This window comes from Arthrobacter sp. UYEF21 (assembly GCF_040546085.1).
Lineage (GTDB): Bacteria > Actinomycetota > Actinomycetes > Actinomycetales > Micrococcaceae > Arthrobacter.
The window spans coordinates 60,293-86,747 of sequence record NZ_JBEPNF010000013.1 but is presented as its reverse complement, the minus strand read 5'-3'; the positions used below and the strand labels follow the sequence as shown (position 1 = coordinate 86,747).

Annotated in this window: 25 protein-coding genes and 2 pseudogenes; 6 read left to right on the top strand and 21 right to left on the bottom strand. The window is 65.5% G+C overall.

Going from position 1 to position 26,455, the window contains the following annotated elements:
• Nucleotides 1–73: 73 nt before the first annotated feature.
• Nucleotides 74–783: pseudogene (locus ABIB27_RS14040) on the top strand (Dyp-type peroxidase); the annotation flags it as partial.
• A 154-nt stretch (nt 784–937) separates the two neighbouring features.
• On the opposite strand, the gene htpX reads toward ABIB27_RS14040, so the two are convergent.
• The 3 genes from htpX to ABIB27_RS14025 all read right to left on the bottom strand — a co-directional run bounded on the left by htpX (nt 938) and on the right by ABIB27_RS14025 (nt 2,189).
• On the bottom strand, nt 938–1,804 hold the full coding sequence (gene htpX / locus ABIB27_RS14035) for a zinc metalloprotease HtpX (RefSeq protein WP_354216457.1): 867 nt from the start codon (nt 1,802–1,804) through the stop codon (nt 938–940).
• A 74-nt stretch (nt 1,805–1,878) separates the two neighbouring features.
• Nucleotides 1,879–2,064: a hypothetical protein gene (locus ABIB27_RS14030; protein WP_502909223.1), complete on the bottom strand. Its 186-nt coding sequence runs from the start codon at nt 2,062–2,064 to the stop codon at nt 1,879–1,881.
• Nucleotides 2,061–2,189, bottom strand: a complete 129-nt coding sequence (locus tag ABIB27_RS14025) for a hypothetical protein (RefSeq protein ID WP_354216456.1) — start codon at nt 2,187–2,189, stop codon at nt 2,061–2,063. The genes ABIB27_RS14030 and ABIB27_RS14025 overlap by 4 nt, the downstream gene beginning before the upstream one ends.
• A gap of 10 nt (nt 2,190–2,199) precedes the next feature.
• Here ABIB27_RS14025 and ABIB27_RS14020 point away from each other — a divergent pair, with 10 nt between their 5' ends.
• From ABIB27_RS14020 to ABIB27_RS14010, 3 genes are read left to right on the top strand one after another with little or no spacing between them, the layout of a single operon-like run.
• Nucleotides 2,200–2,745, top strand: a complete 546-nt coding sequence (locus ABIB27_RS14020; RefSeq protein ID WP_354216455.1) for a hypothetical protein — start codon at nt 2,200–2,202, stop codon at nt 2,743–2,745.
• A gap of 31 nt (nt 2,746–2,776) precedes the next feature.
• Nucleotides 2,777–3,259, top strand: coding sequence for a Fur family transcriptional regulator (locus ABIB27_RS14015; RefSeq protein WP_354216454.1), 483 nt, complete (start codon nt 2,777–2,779; stop codon nt 3,257–3,259).
• Nucleotides 3,260–3,266: 7 nt separating this feature from the next.
• A complete protein-coding gene (locus ABIB27_RS14010; RefSeq protein WP_354216453.1) occupies nt 3,267–4,751 on the top strand; it encodes a catalase in 1,485 nt (494 codons plus the stop codon).
• A gap of 122 nt (nt 4,752–4,873) precedes the next feature.
• On the opposite strand, the pseudogene ABIB27_RS14005 reads toward ABIB27_RS14010, so the two are convergent.
• The 5 genes and pseudogenes from ABIB27_RS14005 to ABIB27_RS13985 all read right to left on the bottom strand — a co-directional run bounded on the left by ABIB27_RS14005 (nt 4,874) and on the right by ABIB27_RS13985 (nt 7,706).
• A pseudogene (locus ABIB27_RS14005) lies at nt 4,874–5,568 on the bottom strand (ABC transporter ATP-binding protein).
• Complete coding sequence (locus tag ABIB27_RS14000; protein ID WP_354216452.1) at nt 5,558–6,331, bottom strand: ABC transporter permease; 774 nt, start codon at nt 6,329–6,331, stop codon at nt 5,558–5,560. Before ABIB27_RS14000 ends, ABIB27_RS14005 begins: the two are co-directional and overlap by 11 nt.
• Complete coding sequence (locus ABIB27_RS13995; RefSeq protein ID WP_354216451.1) at nt 6,328–6,546, bottom strand: ABC transporter permease subunit; 219 nt, start codon at nt 6,544–6,546, stop codon at nt 6,328–6,330. The genes ABIB27_RS14000 and ABIB27_RS13995 overlap by 4 nt, the downstream gene beginning before the upstream one ends.
• Entirely contained in the window at nt 6,510–6,860 is a 351-nt protein-coding gene (locus ABIB27_RS13990) for an ABC transporter permease family protein (RefSeq protein WP_354216450.1), read from the bottom strand. Before ABIB27_RS13990 ends, ABIB27_RS13995 begins: the two co-directional genes overlap by 37 nt.
• A 57-nt stretch (nt 6,861–6,917) precedes the next feature.
• Nucleotides 6,918–7,706 (bottom strand): ABC transporter substrate-binding protein, encoded by a 789-nt coding sequence (locus tag ABIB27_RS13985; protein WP_354216449.1) that lies wholly within the window; start codon nt 7,704–7,706, stop codon nt 6,918–6,920.
• 378 nt (nt 7,707–8,084) lie between these two features.
• On the opposite strand from ABIB27_RS13985, the gene ABIB27_RS13980 reads away from it, so the two are divergent.
• Complete coding sequence (locus ABIB27_RS13980; RefSeq protein WP_354216448.1) at nt 8,085–8,720, top strand: DUF2461 domain-containing protein; 636 nt, start codon at nt 8,085–8,087, stop codon at nt 8,718–8,720.
• 74 nt (nt 8,721–8,794) lie between these two features.
• On the opposite strand, the gene ABIB27_RS13975 is transcribed toward ABIB27_RS13980, so the two are convergent.
• The 10 genes from ABIB27_RS13975 to ABIB27_RS13930 form a co-directional block, all read right to left on the bottom strand.
• Nucleotides 8,795–9,448 carry a TetR/AcrR family transcriptional regulator gene (locus ABIB27_RS13975; RefSeq protein WP_354216447.1) on the bottom strand — a complete coding sequence of 218 codons (654 nt, stop codon included), beginning with the start codon at nt 9,446–9,448 and terminating at the stop codon, nt 8,795–8,797.
• 86 nt (nt 9,449–9,534) lie between these two features.
• Nucleotides 9,535–10,485 (bottom strand): sugar kinase, encoded by a 951-nt coding sequence (locus tag ABIB27_RS13970; RefSeq protein ID WP_354216446.1) that lies wholly within the window; start codon nt 10,483–10,485, stop codon nt 9,535–9,537.
• Nucleotides 10,482–10,706: a beta/alpha barrel domain-containing protein gene (locus ABIB27_RS13965; protein ID WP_354216445.1), complete on the bottom strand. Its 225-nt coding sequence runs from the start codon at nt 10,704–10,706 to the stop codon at nt 10,482–10,484. The genes ABIB27_RS13970 and ABIB27_RS13965 overlap by 4 nt, the downstream gene beginning before the upstream one ends.
• Before the next feature lie 214 nt (nt 10,707–10,920).
• Entirely contained in the window at nt 10,921–12,447 is a 1,527-nt protein-coding gene (locus tag ABIB27_RS13960) for an amino acid permease (RefSeq protein WP_354254073.1), read from the bottom strand.
• Between the two features lie 182 nt (nt 12,448–12,629).
• A complete protein-coding gene (locus ABIB27_RS13955; RefSeq protein ID WP_354216443.1) occupies nt 12,630–13,040 on the bottom strand; it encodes a DUF779 domain-containing protein in 411 nt (136 codons plus the stop codon).
• A complete protein-coding gene (adhP, locus tag ABIB27_RS13950; protein WP_354216442.1) occupies nt 13,040–14,062 on the bottom strand; it encodes an alcohol dehydrogenase AdhP in 1,023 nt (340 codons plus the stop codon). Before adhP ends, ABIB27_RS13955 begins: the two co-directional genes overlap by 1 nt.
• Nucleotides 14,063–14,118: 56 nt before the next feature.
• A complete protein-coding gene (gene exaC, locus ABIB27_RS13945) occupies nt 14,119–15,645 on the bottom strand; it encodes an acetaldehyde dehydrogenase ExaC (RefSeq protein WP_354254071.1) in 1,527 nt (508 codons plus the stop codon).
• Nucleotides 15,646–15,845: 200 nt separating this feature from the next.
• Nucleotides 15,846–17,231 carry a helix-turn-helix domain-containing protein gene (locus ABIB27_RS13940; RefSeq protein ID WP_354216440.1) on the bottom strand — a complete coding sequence of 462 codons (1,386 nt, stop codon included), beginning with the start codon at nt 17,229–17,231 and terminating at the stop codon, nt 15,846–15,848.
• A 79-nt stretch (nt 17,232–17,310) separates the two neighbouring features.
• Nucleotides 17,311–18,798 (bottom strand): FAD-dependent oxidoreductase, encoded by a 1,488-nt coding sequence (locus ABIB27_RS13935; RefSeq protein ID WP_502909222.1) that lies wholly within the window; start codon nt 18,796–18,798, stop codon nt 17,311–17,313.
• A gap of 83 nt (nt 18,799–18,881) precedes the next feature.
• Nucleotides 18,882–19,880 (bottom strand): DNA topoisomerase IB, encoded by a 999-nt coding sequence (locus ABIB27_RS13930; RefSeq protein WP_354216438.1) that lies wholly within the window; start codon nt 19,878–19,880, stop codon nt 18,882–18,884.
• An 84-nt stretch (nt 19,881–19,964) separates the two neighbouring features.
• Here ABIB27_RS13930 and rarD point away from each other — a divergent pair, with 84 nt between their 5' ends.
• Nucleotides 19,965–21,011 carry an EamA family transporter RarD gene (gene rarD, locus ABIB27_RS13925; protein WP_354216504.1) on the top strand — a complete coding sequence of 349 codons (1,047 nt, stop codon included), beginning with the start codon at nt 19,965–19,967 and terminating at the stop codon, nt 21,009–21,011.
• Between the two features lie 102 nt (nt 21,012–21,113).
• On the opposite strand, the gene ABIB27_RS13920 is transcribed toward rarD, so the two are convergent.
• The 3 genes from ABIB27_RS13920 to ABIB27_RS13910 are packed head-to-tail and all read right to left on the bottom strand — an operon-like array spanning nt 21,114 to nt 26,442.
• On the bottom strand, nt 21,114–22,802 hold the full coding sequence (locus ABIB27_RS13920; protein WP_354254069.1) for an endo-1,4-beta-xylanase: 1,689 nt from the start codon (nt 22,800–22,802) through the stop codon (nt 21,114–21,116).
• Between the two features lie 21 nt (nt 22,803–22,823).
• Nucleotides 22,824–24,611: a polysaccharide deacetylase family protein gene (locus ABIB27_RS13915; protein ID WP_354216436.1), complete on the bottom strand. Its 1,788-nt coding sequence runs from the start codon at nt 24,609–24,611 to the stop codon at nt 22,824–22,826.
• 58 nt (nt 24,612–24,669) lie between these two features.
• Nucleotides 24,670–26,442 (bottom strand): polysaccharide deacetylase family protein, encoded by a 1,773-nt coding sequence (locus tag ABIB27_RS13910; protein ID WP_354216435.1) that lies wholly within the window; start codon nt 26,440–26,442, stop codon nt 24,670–24,672.
• Nucleotides 26,443–26,455 lie beyond the last annotated feature (13 nt).

Here is a 26,455-nt window from a genome sequence, read left to right as displayed (position 1 = left end):
GCGGCACCGGCAACGCGCCGCGCCGCGCCAAGGGTCCGGGGACCACCGATTTCGGTGGGCCCGGACCGTTTTCCTGACGCTGACCTTCGGCTTTGGCCCAACACTGTTCGGGAAGGACGACACGGCCCGGTTCGGGCTGGAGGGCCGCCGGCCGGCTGCGCTGATCGACCTGCCGCATTTCCCGGGCGATGACCTCCACTATCAGCGAACGGGCGGGGACCTGGTCGTCCAGGCATGTTCCGACGACCCCCAAGTAGCAGTGCATGCCATCCGGAACCTGGCGCGCATCTCGTTCGGCAAGGCGCGTGTCCGCTGGTCCCAGCTGGGCTTCGGCCGCACGTCCTCCACCTCGCGGGCGCAACAGACGCCGCGGAACCTCTTCGGCTTCAAGGACGGGACCAACAACGTCAAGTCCGAAGACCCGGCGTTTCTGGACGAACACATCTGGGTGCCCGGCGGCGCCCCGGCCACTGAGGCCTGGATGGAGGGCGGCAGCTACCTCGTGGCCCGCCGCATCCGCATGCACATCGAGATCTGGGACCGGACCTCGCTCCGGGAACAGGAGAACCTGATTGGCAGGACCAAGGCGGAGGGCGCCCCGCTTTCCGGCGGGACGGAGTTCACCGCCCCGACTTTGCCGCCAGCGGCCTGGCCAGCCACCCGCTGATCGCCGCCAATGCGCATGTGCGGATAGCCCACGCGGAGCAGAACAAGGGTGCGCGGATGCTGCGCCGCGGCTACAACTTCACTGATGGCTCGGACGGCGAAGGGCTGTTCTCGGCCTGACTTCCGCAGCAAGGACACTGGTCCGGCGACGGGACACAGAATCGGGCTGGGGACACCGGAATTTCGGTGTCCCCAGCCCGATTGCGTTTCACCCGGCCGTTTGCGTGTCCTCAGCAGCGGACGACGGCGGCGCGCTGTTTGTCGGCTGGCCTCAGTTAAGCGGACGGCCAGCCATCCGCTCCAGCCGGGCGATCCGGTCCCCCATGGGCGGGTGCGTCGCGAACAGCTTGGTCATTGCGCCGCCGCGGAACGGGTTGGCGATCATCAGGTGCGAGGCGTTGACCAGCTTCTGGTCCTGCGGAAGCGGGACAACCCGGACACCCTGTTCAATCTTGCGCAGAGCTGAGGCGAGCGCCAGCGGATCGCCTGTGAGCTGCGAACCGTCCTCGTCGGCGTCGTACTCCCTGGTCCGCGAAATGGCGAGCTGGATCAGTGAGGCAGCGAACGGCGCCAGAAGCGCCATGGCCAGCATCGAGAGCGGGTTGGAGTTGCGCCGGTCGCCGCCGAAGAACAGCAGCATCTGGCCCACCGAGGTGATCACACCGGCCACCGCGGCCGCCACCGAGGACGTGAGGATGTCCCGGTTGTACACATGCATCAGCTCGTGGCCCAGGACCCCGCGAAGCTCCCGGGCGTCGAGCAGCTGCAGCATGCCTTCGGTGCAGCAGACGGCCGCGTTTTTGGGATTCCGGCCAGTGGCGAACGCGTTCGGATTCATGGTGGGCGCGAGATAAATGCGCGGCATCGGCTGGTTTGCACGCACAGACAGCTCCCGGACAATCTGGTACAGCTGCGGCGTCTGGGCCGCCGTCACGGGGTAGGCCTGCATGGAACGGATGGCGATTTTATCGCTGTTCCAGTAGCCGTACGCCGTGGTGGCAACACCCACCAGCGCCATGATCCAGATGGGCGCCGCGCTGCGGGTGTTGAGGCCGATCAGGACGCCCAGCCCCAGCAGCACCGCCCAGAGGACACCAAAGAGCGCTGCGGTCTTCAGGCCGTTGTGATGTTTGTGCACGTCCGCTCCTTCACGTCGCCCCGGCAGGGTCAGCCTCAGCAGGGCCCCCACAGGGTTCGCCAGCGGGCGGGGAACTACGGCACCGGATCATGGGCATCGTACTTCCGGAAACCCGGCCGCAGCTGCGCCGCCACCCAGGCCACCAGCACGCAAACCATTCCGCCCAGAAGCAGGACCCAGCCCTCACTCAAGATCTTAGTCCCGCCCCCGGCCAGCAGGTCCCCCACGCGCGGGCCGCCGGCCAGCGGCCCCACTGTCATGGCCAGCCGAACGAAAGCATGCTGAGCGCGTTGGCCGCGGGAAGCAGTTCCGTGCCGATCAGCGTGGGAATGATGGCCCTCCGCGCCGGCTGATTGATGGCCTGCGCGCCGCTCTTGAGTGCCACGCGCTGCACCGTGGTGTTTGCGCACCAGTGGCACCCCATCGGGACAGCCATCGGCGAGCCGGAGGCGGAATCGTCCACCCCAACGTTCCACCAGTTCGGGCGCTGGGACCGCGAGCCAGTCACTCTGGGTGAACAGCTGCTGCTTCCAACCCAGCGCCGCGTACCGGCGGCAGAAGAGGAGCTCGCGGAGTACGACGGCGGCCTGCGCACCGCGCTGCGCCGCCTGGCTGGGGAGCACTCGGGAGAGCCCGCCTCGCCGGAAGCCGCGCCGCTGCCTGAACTGATTGCGGCCGCGCCCCCGTTGACGGCCGGCGACCACCACGCCGTCGTGTCACCGGCATCGGACGGAGCACTGACTGCCGGCCTCCTGCTGGCGCTGGGCGCCGCCGTGCAGGGACTGACGGGAGGCCGCGGCGTCACCGGACTGAGCTGCGTGGCGCCGGATCCGGGCTCGGTAGGGCGGGAAGTCCATGCCCTGGGCCGCTCGGCAGGCGAGTCAGTTAACCCCCTCCAGGAGTTCCTGAATCTGCCGGAAGTTAGCCACGCCTTATTGTGACAAAATCAAAATAAGTGGTTAAATAGAAACCATGACGGAACACCTTGGCGGCCACGATGCATGGGCTGCTGCCCTGCGGGCACACGGCCGCCGCGTGACCAAGCAGCGGCTCGCCGTGCTGGCCGCCGTCGAACACCACCCGCATTCACCGGCAGAAAGCATTCTGGCCTCCGCACGCACAGAGCTCCCGGAACTCACTGCACAGTCCGTCTACGTGGTCCTGGGGGACCTGACCGACCTGCATATGCTGCGCCGCTTCGAGCCGCCGCACTCCCCCGCCCTGTATGAGACCCGCGTCGGTGACAACCACCACCACGCCATCTGTATCAGCTGCGGACGCGTCGAGGACGTGGAATGCGCCGTCGGACATGCGCCCTGCCTCACCCCGCACTGGGATGCGAACGCCAAGCCCATGACCATCCAGATCGCGGATGTGATGTACCAGGGCATCTGCCAGGACTGCCAGCAGTCCCAACAACTTTCCCTCCAGAACGTCCAAGTAATCAAGAAATAGGAGAACAATGACTGCCATTTCAACGACCCAGTCAGGTGCCCCCGTCACGTCCGACGCGCACTCCCAGTCAGTTGGTGCCGACGGTGCCATCATCCTGACTGATCACTACCTGATCGAAAAGCTCGCCCAGTTCAACCGCGAGCGGGTCCCGGAGCGCGTAGTCCACGCCAAGGGCGGCGGCGCGTTCGGTACGTTCAAGACCACCTCGGACGTCTCCAAATACACCAAGGCAGCGTTCCTGCAGCCGGGCACCGAGACGGACATGCTGATCCGCTTCTCCTCCGTTGCCGGCGAGAGCGGCTCCCCTGACACCTGGCGCGATCCCCGCGGCTTCGCCGTCAAGTTCTACACCACCGAGGGCAACTACGACCTCGTGGGCAACAACACCCCCGTCTTCTTCATCCGCGACGGCATCAAGTTCCCGGACTTCATCCACTCCCAGAAGCGCCTCCCGGGCACCCACCTGCGCGACGCTGACATGCAGTGGGATTTCTGGACCCTGTCCCCCGAGTCCGCACACCAGGTCACCTGGCTCATGGGCGACCGCGGCCTGCCGGCTTCCTGGCGTGAAATGCAGGGCTACGGCTCGCACACGTACCAGTGGATCAACGCCGAGGGCGAGCGCTTCTGGGTCAAGTACCACTTCAAGTCCAACCAGGGCGTCAAGGCCATGACCGGCGACCAGGCCGAAGGGCTGGCCGGCTCGGACGCGGACTTCTACATCCGCGACCTGCAGGAAAACATCGCCGAGGGCAACTTCCCGTCTTGGGAACTGCACGTCCAGGTCATGCCATACGAGGACGCCAAGACGTACCGCTTCAACCCGTTCGACCTCACCAAGGTGTGGCCGCACGCCGACTACCCGCTGATCCACGTGGGCACCATGGAGCTGAACAAGAACCCGGAGAACTACTTCGCGCAGATCGAGCAGGCCACCTTCGCGCCGTCGAACTTCGTGCCGGGCATCGCCGCTTCGCCGGACAAGATGCTGCAGGCCCGCATCTTCTCCTACGCCGATGCACACCGTTACCGCGTGGGTACCAACCACGCCCAGATCCCGGTGAACCAGCCCAAGAGCCAGGTCAACAACTACAGCCAGGACGGCCAGGGGCGCTTCAGCTTCAACGCTCCCTCCGTTCCGGTGTACGCACCGAACTCCGTGGGCGGCCCCGCCGCTGTTGAGCCGGCTTCCCCGGCCGGTGGCTGGGAGAACGACGGCGAGCTGACGCTTTCCGCACACTCCCTCCGTGCCGAGGACGGCGACTTCGTCCAGGCCGGCGCCCTGTACCGCGAAGTGTTCGACGACGGCGCCAAGGCCCGCCTGCTGGACACCCTCACCGGTGCTGTGGGCGGCGTGAAGACCCCCGAGATCAAGGAACGGGCCATCCAGTACTGGACCAACGTTGACGCCGAGCTCGGCGCCAAGCTGCGCGCCAACCTCGGCGCCGGTTCCACCGACTCCGACGCCGAGGCAGCCAACAAGATCGGCTAATTCGCCACTTGAGGCCCCTTGCGGCACAACAAAACAACCCGCCACGATTTTTCGTGGCGGGTTGTTTAGTTTGTGGCGTTGTTTCTAGCGTTGAGTTGACGCGCACGCCTCACTTATAGGGGCTAGGAGCGTGTGAGCGTCTCCGGCTCACCTGCCGCCGCGGGGCGGTGGCCCTTTTTGGCGCGCTGGATTTGCTCGTACACGTGGTGGCGGAGTTCGGTGAAGCGCGGCAGGGACCGGGTCTCCTACTGGTCACGCTCCACCGGGAGGTCAATCATGATGTCCTCCTGGACCACGGTCGGGGAACTGGAGAGGATGATGACGCGTTCGCCGAGGTAAACCGATTCGTCGATGTCGTGCGTAACGAAAAGCACCGTCACGCCGAACTTCTTCCAGATGGTGCGGATCAGGTCCTCCAGATCCGCCCGGGTCCGCGCGTCCACAGCCGCGAACGGCTCGTCCATCAGCAGGACCTCGGGCTGGTACGCAATGGCGCGGGCGATCGCCACGCGCTGCTGCATACCGCCGGACAGCTGCCAGGGATAGGAGCGCGGGACGTGGGCAAGGCCCACCGCCTCAAGGGCCTCGTCAACGAGCTTGTCCCGTTCAGCCTTGGGCACCCCCTGGTTTTTCAGCGGCAGCTCCACGTTGTCCCGGACCCGGAGGGACCCACGAGGCAGGCAAGTTCGCCGGCACGCAGGTCGAAGGTCAGGTTACGCACAGCCTCGATGTCGCCGCCGTCGGTCTGGTACACCTTCTTCAGGCCGCGGACGGAGAGCATGGCCTCCGGAGCCGGGCGGGTGGGATCAGGCTGCATTTTCTACCTCTTTCTGGCCGTGGTACCAGCGCAGGATGTTTCGCTCGGCCCACTGGAAAATGAACGACAAAGCCACGCCCAGCAGACCGAGTACCACGATGCCGGACCACATTTCCGGGATGGCGAAGGACCGCTGGAACTGGACGATGGTGAAGCCAAGCCCCGAGGACGAGGCGAACATTTCGGAGATGACCATCAGGATCAGCCCGAGGGACAACGACTGGCGCACCCCTGCCATGATCTGCGGACTGGCCGAAGGCAATACCAGGTACCTGACACGGGCCCAGCCGTCGATGCCGTAGGTGTGGGCCGAATCAGAGAGCACCCCGTCGACAGCCCGGACTCCTTCGATGGTGTTCAGCAGGACAGGCCAGACGCAGCCGGAGATGATGACAGCGATCTTCATGGAGTCGCTGATGCCCATCAACAGGATCAGGACCGGGACCAGGACCGGCGGCGGGTTGGCGCAAAAGAACTCCAGCGTCGGTTCCAGCAGGGCCCGGAGCCATCGGACCGAGCCGATGAGTACCCCGCCCACGATGCCGATCACGATGGCTGCGACGACGCCGACCAGAAGCCTTCCGATGCTGGGCAGCACGTCGGAGAGGAAGCGGGGGCCGAACCAGACCTGGCCGAATTTACTGACCAGGGTGGCAGGGGTGGGGACGAAGAAGTTGACGGCACCGAGGGTTGAGGCCCACCAGAGCAGGACCAGCAAAACCGGCAACGCCAGCAGGTGGCCAAGGGTCTTCAGGGCTTTCACACAATCACCTCGGAACGGACGGAGGAATGCCAGGAAAGAGTCTTCTTTTCGATGAACCGCATCAGTGCGTTAATTGCCACGCCGATCAGGCCAGTGGCAAGCACCAGGGCATACATGCCCGAGATGGCGCCGCCGGACTGGGCAAGGGCGATCTCACGCCCGAGGCCAGGCGACCCGATCACCAGTTCCGCCGTGATGGCCAGGACCAGCGCCACTGTGGCAGCAAGCCGGACCCCGCCAAGGCGACGGCGATGACGAGGCCCAGGAACCAGGCGGTCATGGTTTCGCCGACCGAGATCCAGAATGCGGTCAGCCCAACGTCCCGCACCAGTGCCACAATGACATCGCCGGCCGGGGGGAGGAAACGTTCATTGATGATGCCCAGCCGCGGAATGAGTTCCCAGGTGCCCAGGAATCCCACAATCCCGGCCAAGCCGAGCAGCTGTTTCGTAGGCACCTTGCGGACGTACTGGCGGTCCCGCCCCACGCTGGGGACGGGACCGCCGGAGGTTAGAGCGTCTGCACTCACGGGAGGAGGTCGCCTGCGTTCGGCGCCTTGGTCAGAGTGCCGTACTTGGCGGCAGCGTCACCGAGGGTCTTGAAGGCGTCCTTGTTGAAGTCGACTTTGTAGCGCGGCAGCACGATCTTGGCTCGTGCGGCCTCGTCGATCTTGGTGTACGTGCCCACGAGGTCGCGGACCTCCTGTGGGTGCGCCTGCCTGCGCGTACTCGAGGGACTTGTTCATGGCCCGGGTGAACTTCGCGGTCAGGTCCGCCTTGTTCTTGATGGTGTCAGACTTGGTGAAGTAACCGGCGATGTCCAGCTCCGGGCTCCTCTCGACGAAGTTCCAGGAGACCACGGTGCCGCCCTCGGCGACGGCCTTGGAAGCGAACGGTTCCAGAATCCAGGCCGCGTCCACCTGCTTGTTGGCCAGCGCAGCCGGGGCGTCCGGGAAGGCGACCTCGACGAACTTCACGTTGGAGGGATCGCCGCCGTCCTTTTCGATGGCCGACTTAATAGTGGTGTCGCCGATGTTGGACAGGTTGTTCACCGAGACGGTCTTGCCAGCGAGGTCCTTGGCGGAGTTGATGCTCGAGCTGGCCGGGACGACGATACCACCCACATCCTTGCCGCGCTCGCCGGTGCTGGACGCGCCGTTGGCAACGAATTTGAGGTCGAGACCCTTGTCCTTTGCGACCATCACGGAAATCAAGTTGGAGAAGGCGAAGTCGAAGCTGCCGCTGACCACGCCCGGCACGATTGCTGCGCCGCCGGTGGCGGTCTGAATATCTAACTGCAGGCCCTCATCCTTGAAGAACCCCTGATTGTTGCCCAGGTAGATCGGGGCGCAGTCCACGATCGGGATAACGCCCACGCTGATCTTGGTCAGTTCCGTGCCCCCGTAGCCCCTGCAGTGGAGGTGCCGCCTCCGGGGGAACTCGGTGAGCCGGACCCACAGGCTGACAAGCCCAGGACGGATGCTGCGGCAAGGGCAGCGATAACGGTACGACGTTTCATGACACTCCTTCGTGCACTGGCACGGGAGTGAGACGCCCCCATGCGCCGCTGTTCGCACTCTCTGGCATGAGAGATTCAAGGGTCAACTTGTTCTTCCCATCGTTATCCTCCTGACGCCAGTAGCCGGATGGCGGAAGGCGTCAGCTGATGTTCGATTTTACGCCCGAATGTGACGCTATCCACATACGTGATGCGGGCTCTGGCTGGACTTTGTTCGAATACCTAGGATCGCTGCATGAACACATTCCAGGGCATCCCTGCAGGAGCATTCGCGTTCTACGCCGAGCTTGAGGACAACAACAGCCGGGAGTGGTGGCTGGAGCACAAAGACAGCTACAACACCTTGGTCCGGGACCCGGTCGCGGCACTGCTGGCCGAGCTAGAGCCGCGGTTCGGGCCGGGCAAGATCTTTCGTCCCAACCGGGACATCAGGTTTGCCCAGGACAAGTCGCCATATAAGACGGCCCAGGGCGCCTTTGCGTCAGTCCAGGAAGGCGTGGGCTACTACCTGCAGATCAGCGCTGACGGGCTGCTGGTCGGTGGCGGCTACCATTCCCATACTCCTGCGCAACTGGCCCGGTTCCGAAATTCGGTGGATGCCTCCGGCCCGGGTGAATCGCTGCGGCACATCGTGGACGGTGTGGCTGCCGCGGGCTTTGCGGTGGAGGGCGAGAAACTCAAAACTGTGCCGCGCGCTTATGACCGGGACCATCCCCGGGCGGAGCTGCTTAAGCACAAGTCGCTCTCCGCCGGCATGGAGCTGGGCCGGCCGGACTGGGTGGAATCGCCCGATGCAGCCCGGAAGGTAGCCGGGCTCTGGGACCAGCTGCGGCCCCTGGTGGAGTGGGTGGGCCGTCACGCCGCGCCGTAACAGCTGTCGGCTGAAGGCAGTAGTTTGGCTGAACGCAAGGGTTCAGCTGAACGCAGGGGCTACCGGACCACTTCTTACCTGGCGCCGTCGTGGCTGGACTCTTCATGGCTGCGCTCTTCGTGGCTGGACTCTTCCCCGGCGGCCGCCTGCCGGTACTCGAGGTTGTTGAAGAACACCGTCAGCATCAGCTCAAAGGCCTTCGTTGCCGCCTCCGGCTGGTTCATCACCACAAAGTCGAACTGCAGCCCGTAGAACGTGGACGTAAAGAGCCGTGCATCGGTGTCGGCAAACTCCTCGGCAACACCCTGGACCATCAGCCAGTCACGGGTCTTGTAATGCAGCATGCGGAAATGCTCCTGGGCTGTGCCCCGGGGTTCAGCGGCGACGATATCCTGTGCCGTGGCCTCAAACTCCAGCCGGGCAAGGTGCCGGTTCCGCTGGGCCATGGTCCACTGCCACGACTCAAGAAGGTACGCCCGCCAGGCCTCGCGGCTGATCTCCCGGACGTCAGTGCTGCGCATGCTGTCCAGTCTGGATTCGATGGAGCGGATGACTTCCGTGATCAGCTGTTCGCGGTTACCGAAGTGGTAAACCAGCGCGTACGCACTGATGCCCAGGCCTTCGGCCAGGGTGCGGAACGTCAGTTCGGCCAGCGTCTTGTCCATCAGGTAGTCAAGGATTGCGCTCAGCAGCTCTGCTTTGCGCTCCGGTTTTGCGGGGCGGGCCATGAATCCATCTTAGGGAGGGCAGGACGGTGTGCCGTACCCAGCGCCGCGGCGCCGATCCAGACCCTCCCTGCAGCGTCGGATATGCGTCAGCGTGCCACCGGTTCGGTTGCGTCGAGCAAGGCAAGCTCATGGCGGCGCGGCGTGCCCTCCCAGTCGCCCGGCACGAGGCAGGCGAAGGCTCCGGTGCGGACCGCGGTGAGCAGCCGTTCCTGGACCGAGGCTCCAGCCAGCAGGTCCGAAATGTAGCCGGCCACAAACGCATCACCGGCGCCCACGGTATCGATGGCGTTGACCCGGACGGCGTCCTGCGAGTATTCCACGCCGTCGATCACAGCGGCACAGCCCGCGGCCCCGCGCTTGATGACCGCCTGACCGGGTCCCAGGGCGGCAACCCGCCGGGCGAGCTCCAGGGGATCCTCCGCTGGTCCTACCGCAATGGCGGCTTCATCGTCGCCGGCGAACACAATGTCCGCCTGCGTGATAAAGCTGCGGAAGACCTTTCCCGCGTCGTCGGCGGACCACAGCGCGGCCCGGTAATTGAGGTCGAAAGAGACCAGCACACCGGCATCGCGCGCGATATCGAGCGCGTGCTGGGCGGCCTGCGCAGCGGACGGCGACAGTGCGGGGGTAATGCCGGTGAGGTGCAGGAGCCGGGCGTTGGCAATCCGGCCGGCCGGGATGTCCGTCCGGGCCAAGCGCGAACCTGCGCTTCCGGACCGGTAGTACCAGACCCTGAGCTGGTCCATGGTGCGGCGCTCTTTGATCATAAAGCCGGTGGGTGCCGTCTCGTAGCGCAGCGGGTCCACCACGATCCCTTCGGCCGCGAGCTCCCTCAGCACCAGTTCGCCGAGGCTGTCGTTGCCGGCGCGGCCAACCCACGTCACCGAAGTGCCGAGCCGGCGCAGCGCGATGGCGAAGTTGCTTTGGGAACCGCCCATGCCGAGGCTGAGGGAGGACACCTGGGCCAGCGGGCCGGGTGTGTCGGCTTTCATCAGGCCCATGGTTTCGCCGAAGGTCACGACGTCGGTGAAGGTCACCGCGTAATCCTCGCCTGGACCGCTTCCGCCACCAGTGCACTCAGCTGGCGGGACCGGACCGTGAGGGCTGCAAGGTCGCCGCCGTCGAGCGCCTGGCGGGCCTGGTCCCCGGAGGTGACAGTGCCGACGCCGATTTCCGGGTCCCCGCCGAATTGCCGTTTGAGGTCGGGCAGGAGGTCAAAGACCCCGTCGGCGCTGAGGGTCAGTTCGATGGACCGCACGCCGCCGCTGACAGGGTCTCGATCACCGGCGCGTATTCCCGGGCGTGCCGGGCGCGGAGGACGGCTACCACCGGGTTGGCCTAAAGGATGGCCGAAACGGGTGGGCTCTGGACTTCGCTCATGTCAGTAACGATATAGGGCGGGCACCAACAGAGGCACCCGGCCGCCTGGAGCGGAGGGATGCCTCTGTTGGTGCTGTGCGAAGAGTTGGGTACTAAGGGCGGGACGCCATTTCCTTCTCGGGCGCATTATCCACTGCAGACTTGGCCGCAGCGAACTTTTCATTCAGGCGGGAGTGCCTCTGGCCGTAAGCGAAGTAGATGACGATGCCGATAACCAGCCAGCCGGCGAAGAAGATCCACGTCTCCACGGCCAGGTTCATCATCAGGTACAGGCACAGCACGGCGGAAACCACCGGGAGGACCTTGCCGAACGGCACGCGGAAGGACGGCTTCAGGTCGGGGCGCTTCCTGCGCAGCACCAGGATGCCCAGGCTGACCATCACAAACGCGGACAGTGTGCCGATGTTGATCATTTCTTCGAGCAGGTCCACGTTGGTCAGGCCCGCCACAAGTGCCACGGCGGCGCCGCAGATGATCTGGAGGCGGACCGGCGTCGAACGCTTGTCGCTGGTTTTGGAGAGGGACCGCGGCAGCAGGCCGTCGCGGCTCATGGCCAGCACCACCCGGGACAGTCCCATGAGCAGCACCATGATGACGGTGGTGAGGCCGATCAGGGAACCGAACGCGATGACCTTGGCAGCGGTGGTGTTGCCAACGGCTTCGAACGCGGTGGTGAGCGTGGGGTTTTCTGCCGCCGCGAGGTCGGTGTAGGAGACCATGCCGGTCAGCGCGAGGGACACCAGGATGTAAAGCACCGTCACCACGGCGAGGCCGCCGAAGATGCCGCGCGGCAGGGTCTTCTGCGGGTTCTTGACTTCCTCCGCGGACGTGGCCACCACGTCGAAGCCGATGAACGCGAAGAACACCAGGGCTGCGCCCGCGAAGACACCGAGCGTGCCGTACTGCGCAGGGGCGGCACCGGTGAGGAAGCCGAAGAAGGACTGCTTGAGGACGTCAGCGGCGCCGCCGGCGGTGGGCTCAGCGGCCGGGACGAACGGGCTGTAGTTCTCGACTTTCACGTAGGTGAAGCCCACAACGATCACAAAGAGCACAACGGCGATCTTGATCAGGGTGAAGACGTTGCCCACGCGAGCCGAGAGCTTGGTTCCCAGCACCAGGAGAACGGTGAAAACGGCGACGATCAGGAACGCGCCCCAATAGAGGTCCACGCCACCGATGGAAACGGCCGCAGGAACATCGGCCCCCATCAGTGCGAACACGTTACTGAGGTAGATGCCCCAGTACTTCGCGATGACGGCCGCGGCGGTGAAGAGCTCCAGGATCAGGTTCCAGCCGATGATCCACGCGAGCACCTCGCCCATGGTGGCGTACGTAAAGACGTAAGCGGACCCGGCAACGGGTATGGCGGTGGCGAACTCGGCGTAGCACATGATGGCCAGGGCACAGGTCACTGCGGCGATGGCGAAGGAGACCGTCACGGCCGGGCCGGAGAAGTTGGCCGCAGCCTTCGCGCCCACCGAGAAGATCCCGGCTCCGACTGCGACAGCGACGCCCATGATCATCAGGTCCCAGGTGCTGAGTGACCGTTTGAGCTTGCGTCCGGGTTCATCAGCGTCCGCGATGGACTGCTCGATGGATTTGGTCCGGAGAAGGTTCATGAGTAGTTGATCCTGATTTTTGGGGGAAACGGACTTATCAACTTTACGGCCCAGCGGGAAGCTGCTCGCAATCCTTCCGAATGGTGAGACAGGCAGAGCGCCGAACTTAATGCGGGAAACAGCTTGAGGCCCTCCTTTCGGAGGGCCCCAAGGGTTACTGCGTCGAATTGTCTAAGTATTGTCTAAACAGGCCAATCCGTCATCAGGGTGGACCGGATGAGGAAGCGCTTGCCTTCGGGGGCTTCCACCGAGAAGCCGCTCCCCCGGCCCGGCACCACATCCACCGTCAGGTGCGTGTGGCTCCAATACTCGAACTGCTCCCTGGACATCCAAAACTCCAACGGCTCCGGCTTAAGTCCGTCCGAAATATCAAACAGCCCCAGCAGGACATCCGCATCGCCGGTGATGAACTCGCCGGCCGGATAGCACATGGGAGCGGAGCCATCGCAGCAGCCGCCGGACTGATGGAACATGAGCGGCCCGTGCTGCAGCCACAGCTTTTGCAGCAGTTCCACGGCCTGCGCGGTGAGCGCCACCCGGGAAAAATCTTCCCCAGGCAGCGTCACTGCGGCGTTAAGCCTTGTCGCTGGCATCAGAACCTCAGCACCACACGGCCGTCGATCTTGGCGTGTTTCATTTCGTCAAGGACGGCGTTGACTTCCCCGAGCTCCCGAACTGAGACCGTGGGGTGGATCTTGCCCTGGGCATAGAAATCGAGTGCTTCCTCGAGGTCCTGCCGGGTCCCCACGATCGAGCCGCGGACAGTCAGGCCCTTGAGCACAATCTCGAAGATCGGCGCCGGAAAGTCACCCGGTGGCAGTCCGTTGAACACAATCGTCCCGCCCCTGCGGGCCATGCCGATCGCCTGTCCGAAAGCTGACGGGTGCACTGCCGTAACCAAGACTGCATGGGAACCTCCGGTTTCGCGCTGGATGACTTCTGCTGGATCTTCGTGCAGGGCGTTGACCGTCACTTCAGCGCCGTGGTCCTTCGCCAGCGCGAGCTTGTCGTCCGCGATGTCCACGGCTGCCACACGCAGCCCCATGGCAACCGCGTACTGGACGGCGATATGGCCCAGGCCGCCGATGCCGGAGATCGTCACCCACTGCCCCGGCCTGGCCTCGGTCATCTTCAAGCCCTTGTAGACGGTGACGCCGGCGCAGAGCACAGGTGCCACCTCCACGGGGTCGGAGCCCGCCGGAATGCGGGCCGCAAAACGGCTGTCCACCAGCATGTACTCGCCGAAGGAGCCGTCAACGGAGTAGCCGGCGTTCAGCTGCACCTCGCACAGTGTCTCCCAGCCGGTGCGGCAGTATTGGCAGTCGCCGCAGGCAGACCAGAGCCACGCGTTTCCGACCAGGTCACCAACGGCGAGGTCAGTGACCCCCTCACCGAGGGCCACAACTTCACCCACGCCTTCATGGCCAGGGACAAACGGCGGCGACGGCTTCACGGGCCAATCGCCCTCTGCGGCGTGGAGGTCGGTGTGGCAGACGCCGGTGGTGAGCACCTTGACCAGGGCCTCCCCCGGCCCCGGTGTGGGAACGGCGATGTCCTGGATCTGGAGATCCTTGCCGAATTCGGTTACTACTGCTGCTTGCATCGTCGTCGTCATTGGCGAAATCCTTGCGTTGTTGTAGCGGTGATATGCCGGTTGAAGGTGGGCAGGGCCTAGAAGAAGCCGAGCTTGTTTTCGTTGTAGCTGACCAGGAGGTTCTTGGTCTGCTGGTAGTGGTCCAGCATCATGGAATGGTTTTCCCGCCCGATGCCTGAGGACTTGTAGCCGCCGAACGCGGCGCCCGCCGGGTAGGCGTGGTAGTTGTTGACCCAGACGCGGCCTGCCTGGATTTCACGCCCGGCGCGGTACGCAACATTGCCGTTGCGGGACCAAACGCCGGCACCGAGGCCGTACAGGGTGTCGTTGGCGATGCCCATGGCGTCGTTGTAGTCGCTGAACTTTGTCACCGAAACAACAGGGCCGAAGATCTCCTCCTGGAAGATCCGCATCTTGTTGTGGCCCTCGAACACGGTGGGCTGGACGTAGTAGCCGCCAGCCAGGTCCCCTTCGAGCTGGGCGCGTGCGCCGCCGATGAGCACCTTGGCGCCCTCCTGCTTGCCGATGTCGATGTAGGAGAGGATCTTCTCAAGCTGGTCGTTGGAGGCCTGGGCACCCACCTGGGTCTCGGTGTCGAGCGGATTGCCCTGGATCATCTTCGCCACCCGGGCCACGGCGTCGGCCATGAAGGAATCGTAGATGTCTTCCTGGACCAGGGCACGCGACGGGCACGTGCAGACCTCGCCCTGGTTGAACGCGAAGAGCGCGAAGCCCTCCTGGGCCTTGTCGTAGAAGGCGTCGGTGGTGTCCGCGGCGACGTCGTTGAAGAAGATGTTGGGGCTCTTGCCGCCGAGTTCCAAGGTGACCGGGATGAGGTTCTGGCTGGCATACTGGCTGATCAGCCGGCCAGTGGTGGTCTCGCCGGTGAAGGCGATCTTGCGGATCCGCGGGCTGGAGGCCAGCGGCTTGCCGGCCTCGACGCCGAAGCCGTTGACCACGTTGAGGACGCCGGCCGGGAGGAGATCGCCGATGAGCTCCATCAGCACCAGGATGGACGACGGCGTCTGCTCGGCCGGCTTGAGCACCACTGCGTTGCCCGCGGCCAGGGCGGGGGCCAGCTTCCAGACGGCCATCAGGATGGGGAAGTTCCACGGGATGATCTGGCCTACGACGCCGAGTGGCTCGTGGTAGTGGTAGGCGGTGGTGTCGTCGTCGAGCTGGGACAGCCGGCCCTCCTGGGCACGGACGGCGGAGGCGAAGTAGCGGAAGTGGTCCGCGGCGAGCGGGATGTCCGCCCCCAGGGTTTCACGGACGGGCTTGCCGTTGTCCCAGGATTCCGCGACGGCGAGCATTTCCAGGTTCTCGTCGATCCGGTCGGCGATCTTGTTCAGGATGGCAGCACGCTCGGCCACGGAGGTTTTGCCCCAGGACGGCGCGATCTTGTGGGCGGCGTCCAGGGCCAGCTCAATGTCCTCGGCGGTGCCGCGGGCCACCTCGCAGAAGACTTTGCCGGTGACAGGGGTGATGTTTTCGAAGTACTGGCCTTTGACGGGGGCAACCCACTCGCCGCCGATCCAGTTCTCGTAGCGGTCCTTGAACGTGACCTTCGAACCATCGGTACCGGGCTGTGCGTAAACAGTCATTGCTAGCTCCTTTGCTGTGCCGGAGGTGGCGCCTTGATGCCGGCGCCGCCGTTGCCATCAGCGTAGGAGTGTAAGGGTTGCGGTCAGGTTGCGCGTGTGTGAGCCAGCTCACTGCCGGTCCCACCTGCTCCCCTTGCCTCGTAAGCTCGGCCAGGGACCCGGCAGGCGTGGGCCCAGGCTTCGAGCACCCGCGGCGGGGGTTAGGCGCCGAGTTCGGCTTCCAGCCGTTCAAGGTCGGCGACGACGGCGGCCCGTTTGGGTGATCGCGGCGGCAGCAGCTTGAGCGCGGCAGTCCGGACGTCGACGTCGTCCTTCGCCTCCGGAAGTGCCGCGTACTTGAGCAGCGTCTCGGCGCTGCCGTCGGTCAGCACCGCTTCACGCATCAGGGAGGAGACCCGAGCCCGGAGCCTGATAATGCCCGGGGACTCAGACCGCGGCAGCACGGCGCCGCGGTAGATTTCCAGCGCGATCCGGTGGGCGCCCCGCTGCAGGCAGTTCAGCACCTGGCCGCTGTCCGGGACCAGGTCCATGCTGAGCTTGTACGGCCTCGATGTGGGGACGGCAGCCGGATTGAGCTGCTGGAGGATCTTGCGCAGCCGGACCATTTCCGGGCGCAGCGTCATGGTGGAACCGCCGCCCGGGTAGAGCTGGTCGCTGAGTTCCTCAGCCGTTAGGCCGTCCGGGTGCGTGCTGAGCAGAGCGAGGATTTCGCTGTGCCTGGCGGACAGCACCACAGTCTTGCCTTCGATGCTGAGCACGGCCTGGTCGCGGCCCAGGATCTGCAGGCTGTTCCGGTAGAGACTGATTGCCTTCCCGCCGGAGCCGGCTCCCCCGGCCCGACTGGACCCGGGCACGGTACTGGTGGTCCGCCGTCGGGCCGGCCGGCTGGCGAGCGTCGCCGCGAACTGGAGCCGCTCAACGCGCAGCTGCGCCTGCGCGGCGGCCACGGTCGCCTCGACGAGTGACAAGGTGTGCGGGGCCACCGCGGTGGCCTTGCCCGTGATGTCCACAACGCCCAGCAGCGCGCCGGAATCCGGGTCGTAGAACGGGACGGCGGTGCAGCTCCACGCGTGCACGGACCGCTGGTAATGCTCGGCCCCGGAAATCTGGATGCCGCGGCCCAACGCCAGGGCTGTTCCCGGTGCACTGGTGCCGACGGTGGCCTCTGACCAGTCAGCGCCGGGCACGAACATCATGCCTTCCGCGCGGCGCTGCAGGGCTGGATCCCCCTCCACCCAGAGCAGCCGGCCAACCTCGTCCCCTACCGCCACCAGCAACCCGCTGTCGTGGCTGGGCTGGACCAGTAGCTTGTGGATCACGGGCATGATGCTTGCCAGGGGGTGCTGCCTGCGGTATTCCTCCAGCTCATCCGTATCCAGGGCAAGCGGCGCTTCGGGGTTGTCCGGATTGGCTTTCAGCCGAGCCGACCGCTGCCAGGATTCGCGGATCAGCCGACGCAGCCCGGGGATTTCCGGCGTGTCCGGAAACGCGCGGGCGTCGAGCTGCTCGTGGGCGGCCAGGGCATGCCGCTGGGCCAGCCCCTCGGAATCGGTGCCGGGAACTGCCGGACGGATCAGGTTCGTCATCGAACTCCCTCCGGAGTTTTTGTCCAGATAATGCCCGTTTGGGGGCGAAAAAGCCGCATTATCTGGACAAAAACTCGGATCAGGCGCGGGAGATGCTAATCATTTCCTTGCGCGGTACTACTTTGATGCGTTCACGTACGACGGCGGCGGTCCCGTCGGTGCCGGGCTCACCTTCCGACCACTCAGCGCCGAGGGCTGCTTCGTGCGCATCAAGCTTGATCCAGCCCGCCCAGGTGGTGAATTCGACCCCGCGCTCGTGCAGCAGATCGACAATGGCCTGCGGATCCGGGTTCTGGGCCGGGGGCAGGGTGAGCCGGTCCTCCAGCAGGAAGCCGATGGTCTCCAGGGCATCGCCCTTGGTGTGGCCGATCAGGCCGACCGGTCCGCGTTTGATCCAGCCGGTGGCGTAGATTCCGGGGACCGCGTTGCCTTCGGCGTCCAGCACGCGGCCGCCTTCGTTGGGGACCACGCCGCGTTTGGCGTCGTATTCCAGCTCATCCAGCGGCGAGCCGTAGTAGCCGATGGCGCGGTACACGGCCTGCACCGGGTAGTCCACAAAATCGCCGGTACCCTTCACGTTGCCGGTTCCGTCCAGCTCCATCCGCTCGAACTTGATGCCGGCAACATGGCCGGACCCGCCGTCGTCGGAAATCTCTACCGGGCTGTGCAGGAAGTGCAGGTGCAGGCGGCGGGACGACGGTTCTTCCGCCTCCGCGTGCTCTTCCACGAGCCAGTTGGTGAGGGTGTTGACCATGGTTTTGATCTGGTTGTTGCTGCGGATGGCGTCATCGGAGGCCTCGTCGAATTCGAAGTCCTCCGGGTACAGCACAATGTCCACGTCCTTCATGTGGCTTAGCTCGCGCAACTCCAACGGGGTGAACTTCACTTGGGCGGGCCCGCGGCGGCCGAAGACGTGCACGTCCGTGACGGGCGAAGTTTTCAAGCCCTGGTAGACGTTGTCCGGGATCTCCGTGGTGAGCAGTTCATCGGCGTGCTTGACCAGCATCCGGGCGACGTCCAGGGCCACGTTGCCATTGCCGATCACGGCGATTTCGTGTGCATCCAGCGGCCACTCCCGCGGGACATCGGGGTGGCCGTCGTACCAGGACACGAAGTCCGCCCCGCCGAAGGAGCCCGCAAGCCCGATGCCGGGGATGCGCAGGTCCGCGTCCTTGATGGCGCCGGTGGAGAAAATCACGGCGTCATAGAAGGCCCGGAAGTCATGCAGGGTCAGGTCGCGGCCATAGGTGACGTTGCCCAGGAAGCGGATGTCGCCGCGGTCCAGGACCTTGTGCAGAGCGTTCACAATGCCCTTGATGCGCGGGTGGTCAGGCGCGACCCCGTAGCGGATCAAACCGTAGGGCGCCGGGTAGGCCTCAAACAGGTCGATGCTGACCTCGAAGTCCCCGTCTTTGACGCCGTTGGACTTGGTCAGGATGTCCGCCGCATACACACCTGCTGGTCCCGCGCCCACAATGGCAACGCGGAGCGGACGCTTGGAGGTGGTTTCGCCTGGTTTGGACACCGGGAGCCCTTCTGGAACGAGGAGATTGCGACGGAAGCGCATAGTGCAGGGTGCGCCCAGTGTCCCTATTCTAAATGTGCCGTGGTCCTTAATGTGCGTGCCAGGATGCGGCGTTCAGCCAGGGCCTAACCGCTTCGCTGCAGCGGCACCACGTCACCTTCCCGGTACAGCAGCGCACGGACTTCGGATTCTGCGGACTGCGCGCGGTGCGGATCGATGGTCTCCCCCGCGGCGAAGTGGTCCAGCAACCGGGGGTCAACATAGCTTTTGCGGGCGATTGACGGCGTGTTCCCCAGCACCGCCGCCGCCTCCTCCATGGCCATGCTGATGGCGCGCTTGCGTGCCCCCACTTTCTCCTGGGGTCCGCTGCGCGCGAGGCTGAGGGCGGCTGCCACGGTCCCGTGCAGCGTCCGGAAGTCCTTGGCCGTGAAGTCCAGGCCCGTGCGCTCCTTGACGTAGGCGTTGATGTCGGCGCTGGTGACCGGATGCCAGGCCCTGCCATTCTTGAACGCCAGGAGACGGGCGTTACCGCCGCGCCGTTTGAGGGTCCGCACCAGGGCGGCGAGGTCGGCGTCGTGGATTTCCGATTCCCAGTCCTTGCCGCTCTTGGCCGGAAACTTCAGCTCCAGGCACTCCTTGCGCACGTGGACGTGCGCACACAGGAGCGTGGCCAGGCCGCGGCTGCCGTTCTCGTTCGTGTACTGCTCCGATCCGACCCGGAGGGAGCCGCTGTCCAGCATCCTGAAGGCTGCCGCCAGGACGCGTTCGCGGCTGGGGCCGTCGCTTCGGAGGTCCAGTGTCACCAGGCGGCGGGCCGTGGGCAACGACTCCGCCAGCTGCAGGGCACGGTCGAACTTCAGCCGGTCCTTCCGCTCACGCCACTCCGGATGGTAGATGTACTGCCGCCGCCCCACGGCATCCATGCCGGTGGCCTGGATGTGTCCGTTGTCGAACGGCGCAATCCACACGTCCGTCCAGGCCGGCGGGATCCCGATGCTTTCAAGCCGGTCCCGGACGGTCCCCGAGGGCAACGTGGAGCCGTCCAGGTCGCGGTAGCTGAAGCCCGTGCCGGCGGCCACGCGCCGGTAGCCGCGGCCGTTTGCGTTGCTGCGGCGGAGCCTCACGGGGCCGCATCCTGCCGGTTTGTCCGTTCCATAAAGGCAAGCGTACTGACTAACGGCTGGAATACGCGTCCAACAACTGGTGTTATTGCAAAGGTGCCCACTCCCGACGGATCCGTCCACTCAGCAAAAGCCACCTCCCCAGGCCAGTCCCCGGGGCCCGCGGGCGGGAACGCCTCCGGTGCCGAATCCCCCGCCCTCAAAGCTGTAGACAAAGAGACGACGGCGGGAATCGCCTTCGGGATCGGCGCCTACGGGCTGTGGGGGCTGCTTCCCCTGTACTTCATTGCGCTGCTGCCCGCCGGACCTGTGGAGATCGTGGCCAACCGTGTGGTGTGGTCGCTGATTTTCTGTGTCCTGCTGATCACCGCCACGCGATCCTGGGGTCCGCTCGGCAATGCCTTCCGGAACCGTTCCGTGTTCGGCGCCCTGACCATCGCCGGCGCCCTCATCGCCGTGAACTGGCTGACGTACACCTACGGCGTAACCACCGGCCAGGCAGTCGAAGCCTCACTGGGCTACTTCATCAACCCCCTCGTCTCGGTCCTCCTCGGTGTTTTTGTCCTCAAGGAGAAGCTGCGCACCCTGCAGTGGGCCGCCGTCGCCATCGGTTTTGTAGCGGTGGGCGTGCTCACGGTGAGCTACGGAAAACTGCCGTGGATTGCCCTGACGCTGGCCTTCAGCTTCGGGCTGTACGGGTTTGTGAAAAAGCGTGTTGGCCCCAAGGTGGATGCCGTGACCAGCCTCAGCGTCGAGACCATGGTGCTGGCCCCGGTGGCCGCGGCCACCATGGTGTTCCTGGGCCTGAGCGGCTCGGCCACGCTGGCCAGCCAGGGCGCCGGGCACTTCTGGCTGCTGGCGGCCTCCGGCGTGCTTACCGCCGTACCGCTGGTGTTTTTCGGCGCGTCAGCCCGGCGGCTGCCGCTGACCACCATCGGGCTGCTGCAGTATCTGGCGCCGGTGCTGCAATTTGTGGTGGCATTGGTGGTGTTCAGGGAGGCCATGACGCCGGGCCGGTGGATCGGCTTTGGGGTGGTGTGGCTGGCGCTGCTGGTTCTGACCGTGGATATGCTGCGGATGGCAGGCATGAACTCGACAGCAAGGAAGCGGGCCAAGCTGAATGCAGTCCCATAACGTGGATTTACTTGTCATCGGGGGCGGCAAAGCAGGAAAGTCCCTTGCCGAAGGGCTGCAGCTGCTGTTCAGCCCGGCGTTCCTGGAATAACGCCCCGACGGTCAGCCGCCCAGCGCACGCCTCATCGCGTCGTACGCAGGCGTCGGCTTTCCGCCGTCGAACAGAAAGTCGTGGCCCTGCTGCAGGCTGCCCTTCTCGTCGATCCGCCAGTCGTAGCGGTCGTCCACGCCCCACGTCGTGTAGGACACGCAGGCGGACGAGCGCAGGCAGGTGGCCAGCACCGTGGCGTACTGCTTCGCCTGGGCGGCCGTCCCCTGGCCGTCCGTGACGTCGTTCTCGGAGATGCGGACGTGCAGCCCGGCGTCCTCGAAGCGCTTGAGCGTATCGGTAAGGTGGCTGGCGGAGATGGCGTCGGTTTCGAGGTCGTAGATGTGGGCCTGAAGGCCGACGCCGTAGATGTGCCCGCCCAGCGCGTTGGTGTTGAGCGCGAGTTTGAGCAGGGCGTCCCGGCGGGGCCCCGGCACGTCGGCCCCGTTCTCGTTGATGTACTGCTTGACGTCCGGATCGGCGTCGTAGACGGCCTTGGAGACGACCGCCGGGTAGCCGGGCCCGAAGACGCGGTACCAGATGTTCTGCTGGAAACTGGTCCCCTGGTCGACGTCGAACGGCTCGTTGACGACGTCGAGCGAGTCGAGCCGTCCTTTGAAGTGCGTCACCACGGTAGTCACGTAGTCGAGCAGGGCCTTGGAGCTGGCACGGCGCTCCGGCTCCGAGCCGCTGGGCAGATCCCTCATCCAGCGGGGCATCGCCTCGGTGAAGGCGATGGTGTGGCCGTGCACCGCCATGCCCTTGCGCTCGGCGATCGCGAGGATCGCGTCGGCCTCCTGGAACGTGTACACGCCCTGCTGTGGGGAGAGGAACTGCGGCTTCATAGCGTTCTCCGGCGTGAGGGCGCCGAAGTTGCCGACGAACTCCCGCGCGTAGTCCGGGTCTGAGCCAAGCGGACCCAGCGCCACCGCCGCACCGATTTTGAAGTCCGGCCGCATCCGGGCGGCCAGGGCCTGCAGCCCGTCCGCCGACTGCTCGGCCTGCGCGACTGCGGGTCCTGCGGCGCTCAGCGAGGCGCCCTTCGGAGCCGTGGCGGTGAGGGAGCTGACCTGGAAGGAACCGCCATCACTGGACAGCCCCAGCCAGAGCTTCCCCGACTCGAACACCGCGCCGAGTGGCATCGATGACACGGTGTTCCCGCCGCTCGCGATCTCGAGCGTGCCCCCGGACCGGCGTACCGAGAGCGCGGCCGCCGGATCGGAGACCGTCACGTGCTCGTCGTGCGCGGGCTGAGGGTTGGTCACGTCATGCTGGGGCGAGCCGTCGAAGACCGCAATCTCGAGGTTGTCGCCGCGGAGGGTGAGGCGCAGGCCCGCCGGCTCGATCCGGAACTCGTCGGCGATCACCGGCGGGCTGTCGTAGACGGTCCAGGACGCATCGGCTGTCACATCGGTTAGTGACACGCTGAGGGAGAAGTCCCCCTTGGCCACCAGGTGCGTGCCGGCCAGGTTCAGCGGCGGGTTCGACTGGCTTCCCCCGCCGCCCTGCTTGACGATGCTCCTTGTGGTGGCCGCGACCTGCAACCCGTCCTGTTCGACCGTCACCCCCGGCGTGTGCTGCCAATCCTGCTGGAGCAGGTCTACCATGTCGGGCTCCGGTGTCGGGTTCGGCGTGCAGGCCGCGAGGGCGAGCAGGAGGCCGGACGCCAGCACCACCATCAGTGCGTGCGCGCGCCCGGCCATCCTGTGTCCTCTTCCTCGTCGTTAGGGCTTGGTCCAGCGGACGTCGTCGAAGTAGGCCTGCACTCCCGAGTTGCCCTGGACGATGACCTGCACGCTCGCCTTGGCCACAGTAGCCGTGCTGGGCGAGTACGTCAGGTCGACATTGGTCACGCCGGCGACCGCTACACCGAGCTTATACTGCCCGGAGATCCACTGCCCGGCGGCGTTGTACTCGTCGATGTAGAAGGCAACCTCACCGCTGGTTCGCGCCGCGACGTTGAGGTACCCGGCGATCTTGTAGCTACCGGGCGTCACCGCGACCTGCGGGGAGAACAGGTGCTTGTTCGCCGTGGTGGCGGTCAGCTTGACCGAGTTCACCGGGTTGGCCGGGCTCCCGTGGTTCGCTGCGTCGGCCACGATGGTGGCAGCCGAGTCAGTCGTCCAGCCCGAGCTGATACCGGCGTCGAACGTACCGTTGGCAACGAGGTTGGACGCCGGCGGCGGCGTCGCCTCAGCGCCGAGCGCCAGCATTTGCACGTTGTCCACGTAGGCCGTGATGCCGGTGCCGATCACCCAGATCTGCAGGCTCGCCGAGGCCACATTGGTCGAGCTCGGCGTGTAGGTGAAGTTCATCGACTCCACCCACCGCGTATTCTCCCGCTTGCGGAACTGCCCGGAGACCCAGGCTCCGGCGGCGTTGTACTCGTCGACGTAGAACCCGACCTCACCGGTGGTGATCGAAGCCACGTTGAGGAAGGCCTTGTACATGTAATTCGTCGTCGGCGACACGGGAAGTGCCGGCGAGAACAAGTGACCCGTCGTGGCGCCCGAGACCAGCTTCACCGACTTGGCGAAGTCGGGGTAGCTCCCGTTGTTCGCGGCGTCGGCGGTGATCGTCGCCGGGGCGTCGGTCCGCCAGCCATCGGCGATGCCGGTGTTAAACGTCGGGTTCGGCATCTTGTTCGGCGACCCATTCACGAGGCCCTTGCTGACGTTGACGTTCTTGATCTGGCCGGCCGTCACCTTCGTTTGCACGTAGGCGGCGAGCTCGCCCAGCTCCGCCGTGCCGTACTGATAGTCGTCCGGGACCCGGCTCGGGGTGGGCCTGATGTCGTGGAAGGTGAAGACGACCCACTGCTTGTTAGCGATCGCGGCGTCCACCTGGGCCTTCAAATTGGCGACCGGGGTGGTGACCTCCTGCACGGGGACATCACGGAGCAGGTAGTCACCGAGAGGCCAGATGTTGTTGCCCGTATCGGCAAAGCCGCGCATCGAGCTGTAGTACTTGGCCACCTGGGCGAGCGCCGACATGTCGTAGTCGCCGTATGGCGGCGCGAACGCGGTGGCAGTGATGCCCTGTGCCGCCAGCGCAGACCTGCTGTTGGCCAGCTCAGCGTCGACTTGGGCGGCCGTCAGCTTGGTGGCCTGGCAGTCGTTTCCAACGCTCACGAGGCACTGGTGGTCGACGGTGTGCGATCCAATCTCCCAACCGTAGGTGTCCCGCAGCTGCCTAACCTGGGCCCACGTCATATACGGCACATCAGTGTTGGCGCGGCAGGTGTTCGGCGCGGTTGTCATGCCGATGCAGTCGGTGATGACGTAGTTCGTGCCCGTGAGCCCGTACTTCTGCAGTGTGGGCGCGGCCTGCGTGAGCGCGCTGGCCATGCCGTCGTCGAAGGTGAAGGACACCAGCGGCCCGGGCGCGGGGTTGTCCACCGCGGCGTTCGCCACCCCGGGCGTCAGCAGAGCGGCGGCCATGGTCACCACCGCCACCCCGATGGTGGCGAGCCTGGCGCGCCCCCGCGCCATGCTGGATCTGGTTCTGGTCATGAGTTCATCCGTTCTTTTCGGGTGACCGACGTCGCCGGGTTGCCCCGCCGAATGGTGGTCACGGGCCTTGCAACTGCTTGAACGCCTGCGCGACCGGCTGGACTTGGATGCCACTTTTCGCCACGAGCTTCAGCTGCGCGGCGAGGACGTCGCTGGTGATGGTGCTCCGGTCCGCCGCGATAGTGCCTTCCTGGGTGCCGGTCGACTGGGGGGTCGCGATCTGGTGGTAGACGAGGATGAGCCAACCGTTCATTCGGGATGTCTCTGCGAGCGCTCCGGCCAAGGTCTCCGGCGTGGTCTCGTCGGTTATGTAAAGCACCTTCAAATCGTGCGGTTGGAGGTTCTGCCGCGTGTTGATGCCGTCGTCAGTCCCGCGCACGATGTTGAAGTACTTGCTCGCGTACCAGTCGACCTGGGGGTCGGACCGTCCGTACGGGGTTGCCAGGTCGTCGGTGCTGACGCCGGCAGCAGCCAGGACCTCCTCACTCTTCCGCAGCTGCTGGTCCAGCCGGTCGACCCCGATCGAGGTGAGATCGACATGTTCGAAGCTGTGTGCGGCGATCTCATGTCCGGCCGCGTGAAGCTGCTGCACCTCGGCGGCCGTGATGAAGTTCGGCGTTTCGATGGAGCTGGCATTGACGTACTGGGTGGACCGGAAGTTGTGCTCTTTCAGCAGTGGCAGGGCGCGGTCGTACACCGACTGCCAGCCGTCGTCGAACGTGATCGATACCATTGGCTGCCCCCAGCGCAGGGGTCCTGGCTTGGTGACGTCGATCAGCGAATAGTCGCGGACGCCGGTGGTGCCGTTCCCGTGCGACACCAGCGTGACCAACGCGGTCTTCGCTCCGTCGGGGACCTGGAACGACTCCCTGATCGTCGTCCACTCTCCCGCCGGCGGTATCGTCTCCAGGCTTCTGAACGCACGGCCACCGTTCGCGAGCTCGAACTCCGCCACCACGTCCACGTCGCGCTCGGACCGGTAGGTCGCGGCGAACTCGAAGTAGCGGTCGGTGGTCACCGGGACCGGCTCGTACTGCCACTTCGCTTCGCCGCTCGCGTAGTTCGAGGTGCGGGTCCAGAGGAAGCTGCCAGCCTGGTCCTCGCTTCGACCTGACTCCACGGTGGACAACCCGGAGGTGTACGTGGACCAGGAGGTGGGTTCGCCCGGCTCCGCACTTGCAAGCTTGGGGTTGGGGATGAGGTTCGGGCCTGTCGTTATGGCGGGCGCCACCCGGACGTCATCCGCCGCCTCGAGGTAGGCGCCCTCGACCCGGAGGGTCCCCTTAGACGTGAGCCGAAAGACGTACTCCACCGCGGTCGTGGTGTTTCCGCTATTAAACGCGTCGCTCACCGTGAACGGGGAATTCCCCGGTCGCTCGAGTGGGTTCCGCAGCTGCTCCAGAGTCGTGCTGCCGTCAGCGTGGTAATGGCGGGCCAGGAGCCTGAAGTCCTCGTCGCTGGAGGCAAACGCCTTGAACAGGTAGCTCTCACCGGGCTTTATATTCACCCGTGGACTAGTCAGGGTGACATCGCCAGAGACGTACCGGGGGATGTCGAGCTTCAGCGCCTGATCGTCCATCTGCCCCTTGACAAGCTCCAGCGAGGTCTGGGCATCCCCGGTGTGGCTGACGTTCCAGCCACCTACCGTTCCGGCGGGCGCCGACGGGCCAGACGGCACCGGAACGGCCGCGGCGGTCACCTGGAGCGCAGGGAACAGGTTCGCGCCGGGCCGCGCCTGAGCGATGATGCTCTTTCCACCGGTGTACATCAGCCACCCGGCAGTGATCATGACGACCAGCAACGTGATGACTACCAGCGGATTCAGCAGCACCCGGACAACCAAC

Bases quoted from the DNA above. Each gene is read 5' to 3' on its own strand.
- adhP (WP_354216442.1), bottom strand. From the start codon at position 14,062: ATGACGACGACGATGCAAGCAGCAGTAGTAACCGAATTCGGCAAGGAT.
- ABIB27_RS13935 (WP_502909222.1), bottom strand. From the start codon at position 18,798: ATGCGCTTCCGTCGCAATCTCCTCGTTCCAGAAGGGCTCCCGGTGTCC.
- ABIB27_RS14010 (WP_354216453.1), top strand. From the start codon at position 3,267: ATGACTGCCATTTCAACGACCCAGTCAGGTGCCCCCGTCACGTCCGAC.
- ABIB27_RS13955 (WP_354216443.1), bottom strand. From the start codon at position 13,040: ATGCCAGCGACAAGGCTTAACGCCGCAGTGACGCTGCCTGGGGAAGAT.
- ABIB27_RS14015 (WP_354216454.1), top strand. From the start codon at position 2,777: ATGACGGAACACCTTGGCGGCCACGATGCATGGGCTGCTGCCCTGCGG.
- exaC (WP_354254071.1), bottom strand. From the start codon at position 15,645: ATGACTGTTTACGCACAGCCCGGTACCGATGGTTCGAAGGTCACGTTC.
- ABIB27_RS13975 (WP_354216447.1), bottom strand. From the start codon at position 9,448: ATGGCCCGCCCCGCAAAACCGGAGCGCAAAGCAGAGCTGCTGAGCGCA.
- ABIB27_RS13940 (WP_354216440.1), bottom strand. From the start codon at position 17,231: ATGACGAACCTGATCCGTCCGGCAGTTCCCGGCACCGATTCCGAGGGG.
- ABIB27_RS14030 (WP_502909223.1), bottom strand. From the start codon at position 2,064: ATGACAGTGGGGCCGCTGGCCGGCGGCCCGCGCGTGGGGGACCTGCTG.
- ABIB27_RS13960 (WP_354254073.1), bottom strand. From the start codon at position 12,447: ATGAACCTTCTCCGGACCAAATCCATCGAGCAGTCCATCGCGGACGCT.
- ABIB27_RS13920 (WP_354254069.1), bottom strand. From the start codon at position 22,802: ATGGCCGGGCGCGCGCACGCACTGATGGTGGTGCTGGCGTCCGGCCTC.
- ABIB27_RS13980 (WP_354216448.1), top strand. From the start codon at position 8,085: ATGAACACATTCCAGGGCATCCCTGCAGGAGCATTCGCGTTCTACGCC.
- ABIB27_RS13915 (WP_354216436.1), bottom strand. From the start codon at position 24,611: ATGACCAGAACCAGATCCAGCATGGCGCGGGGGCGCGCCAGGCTCGCC.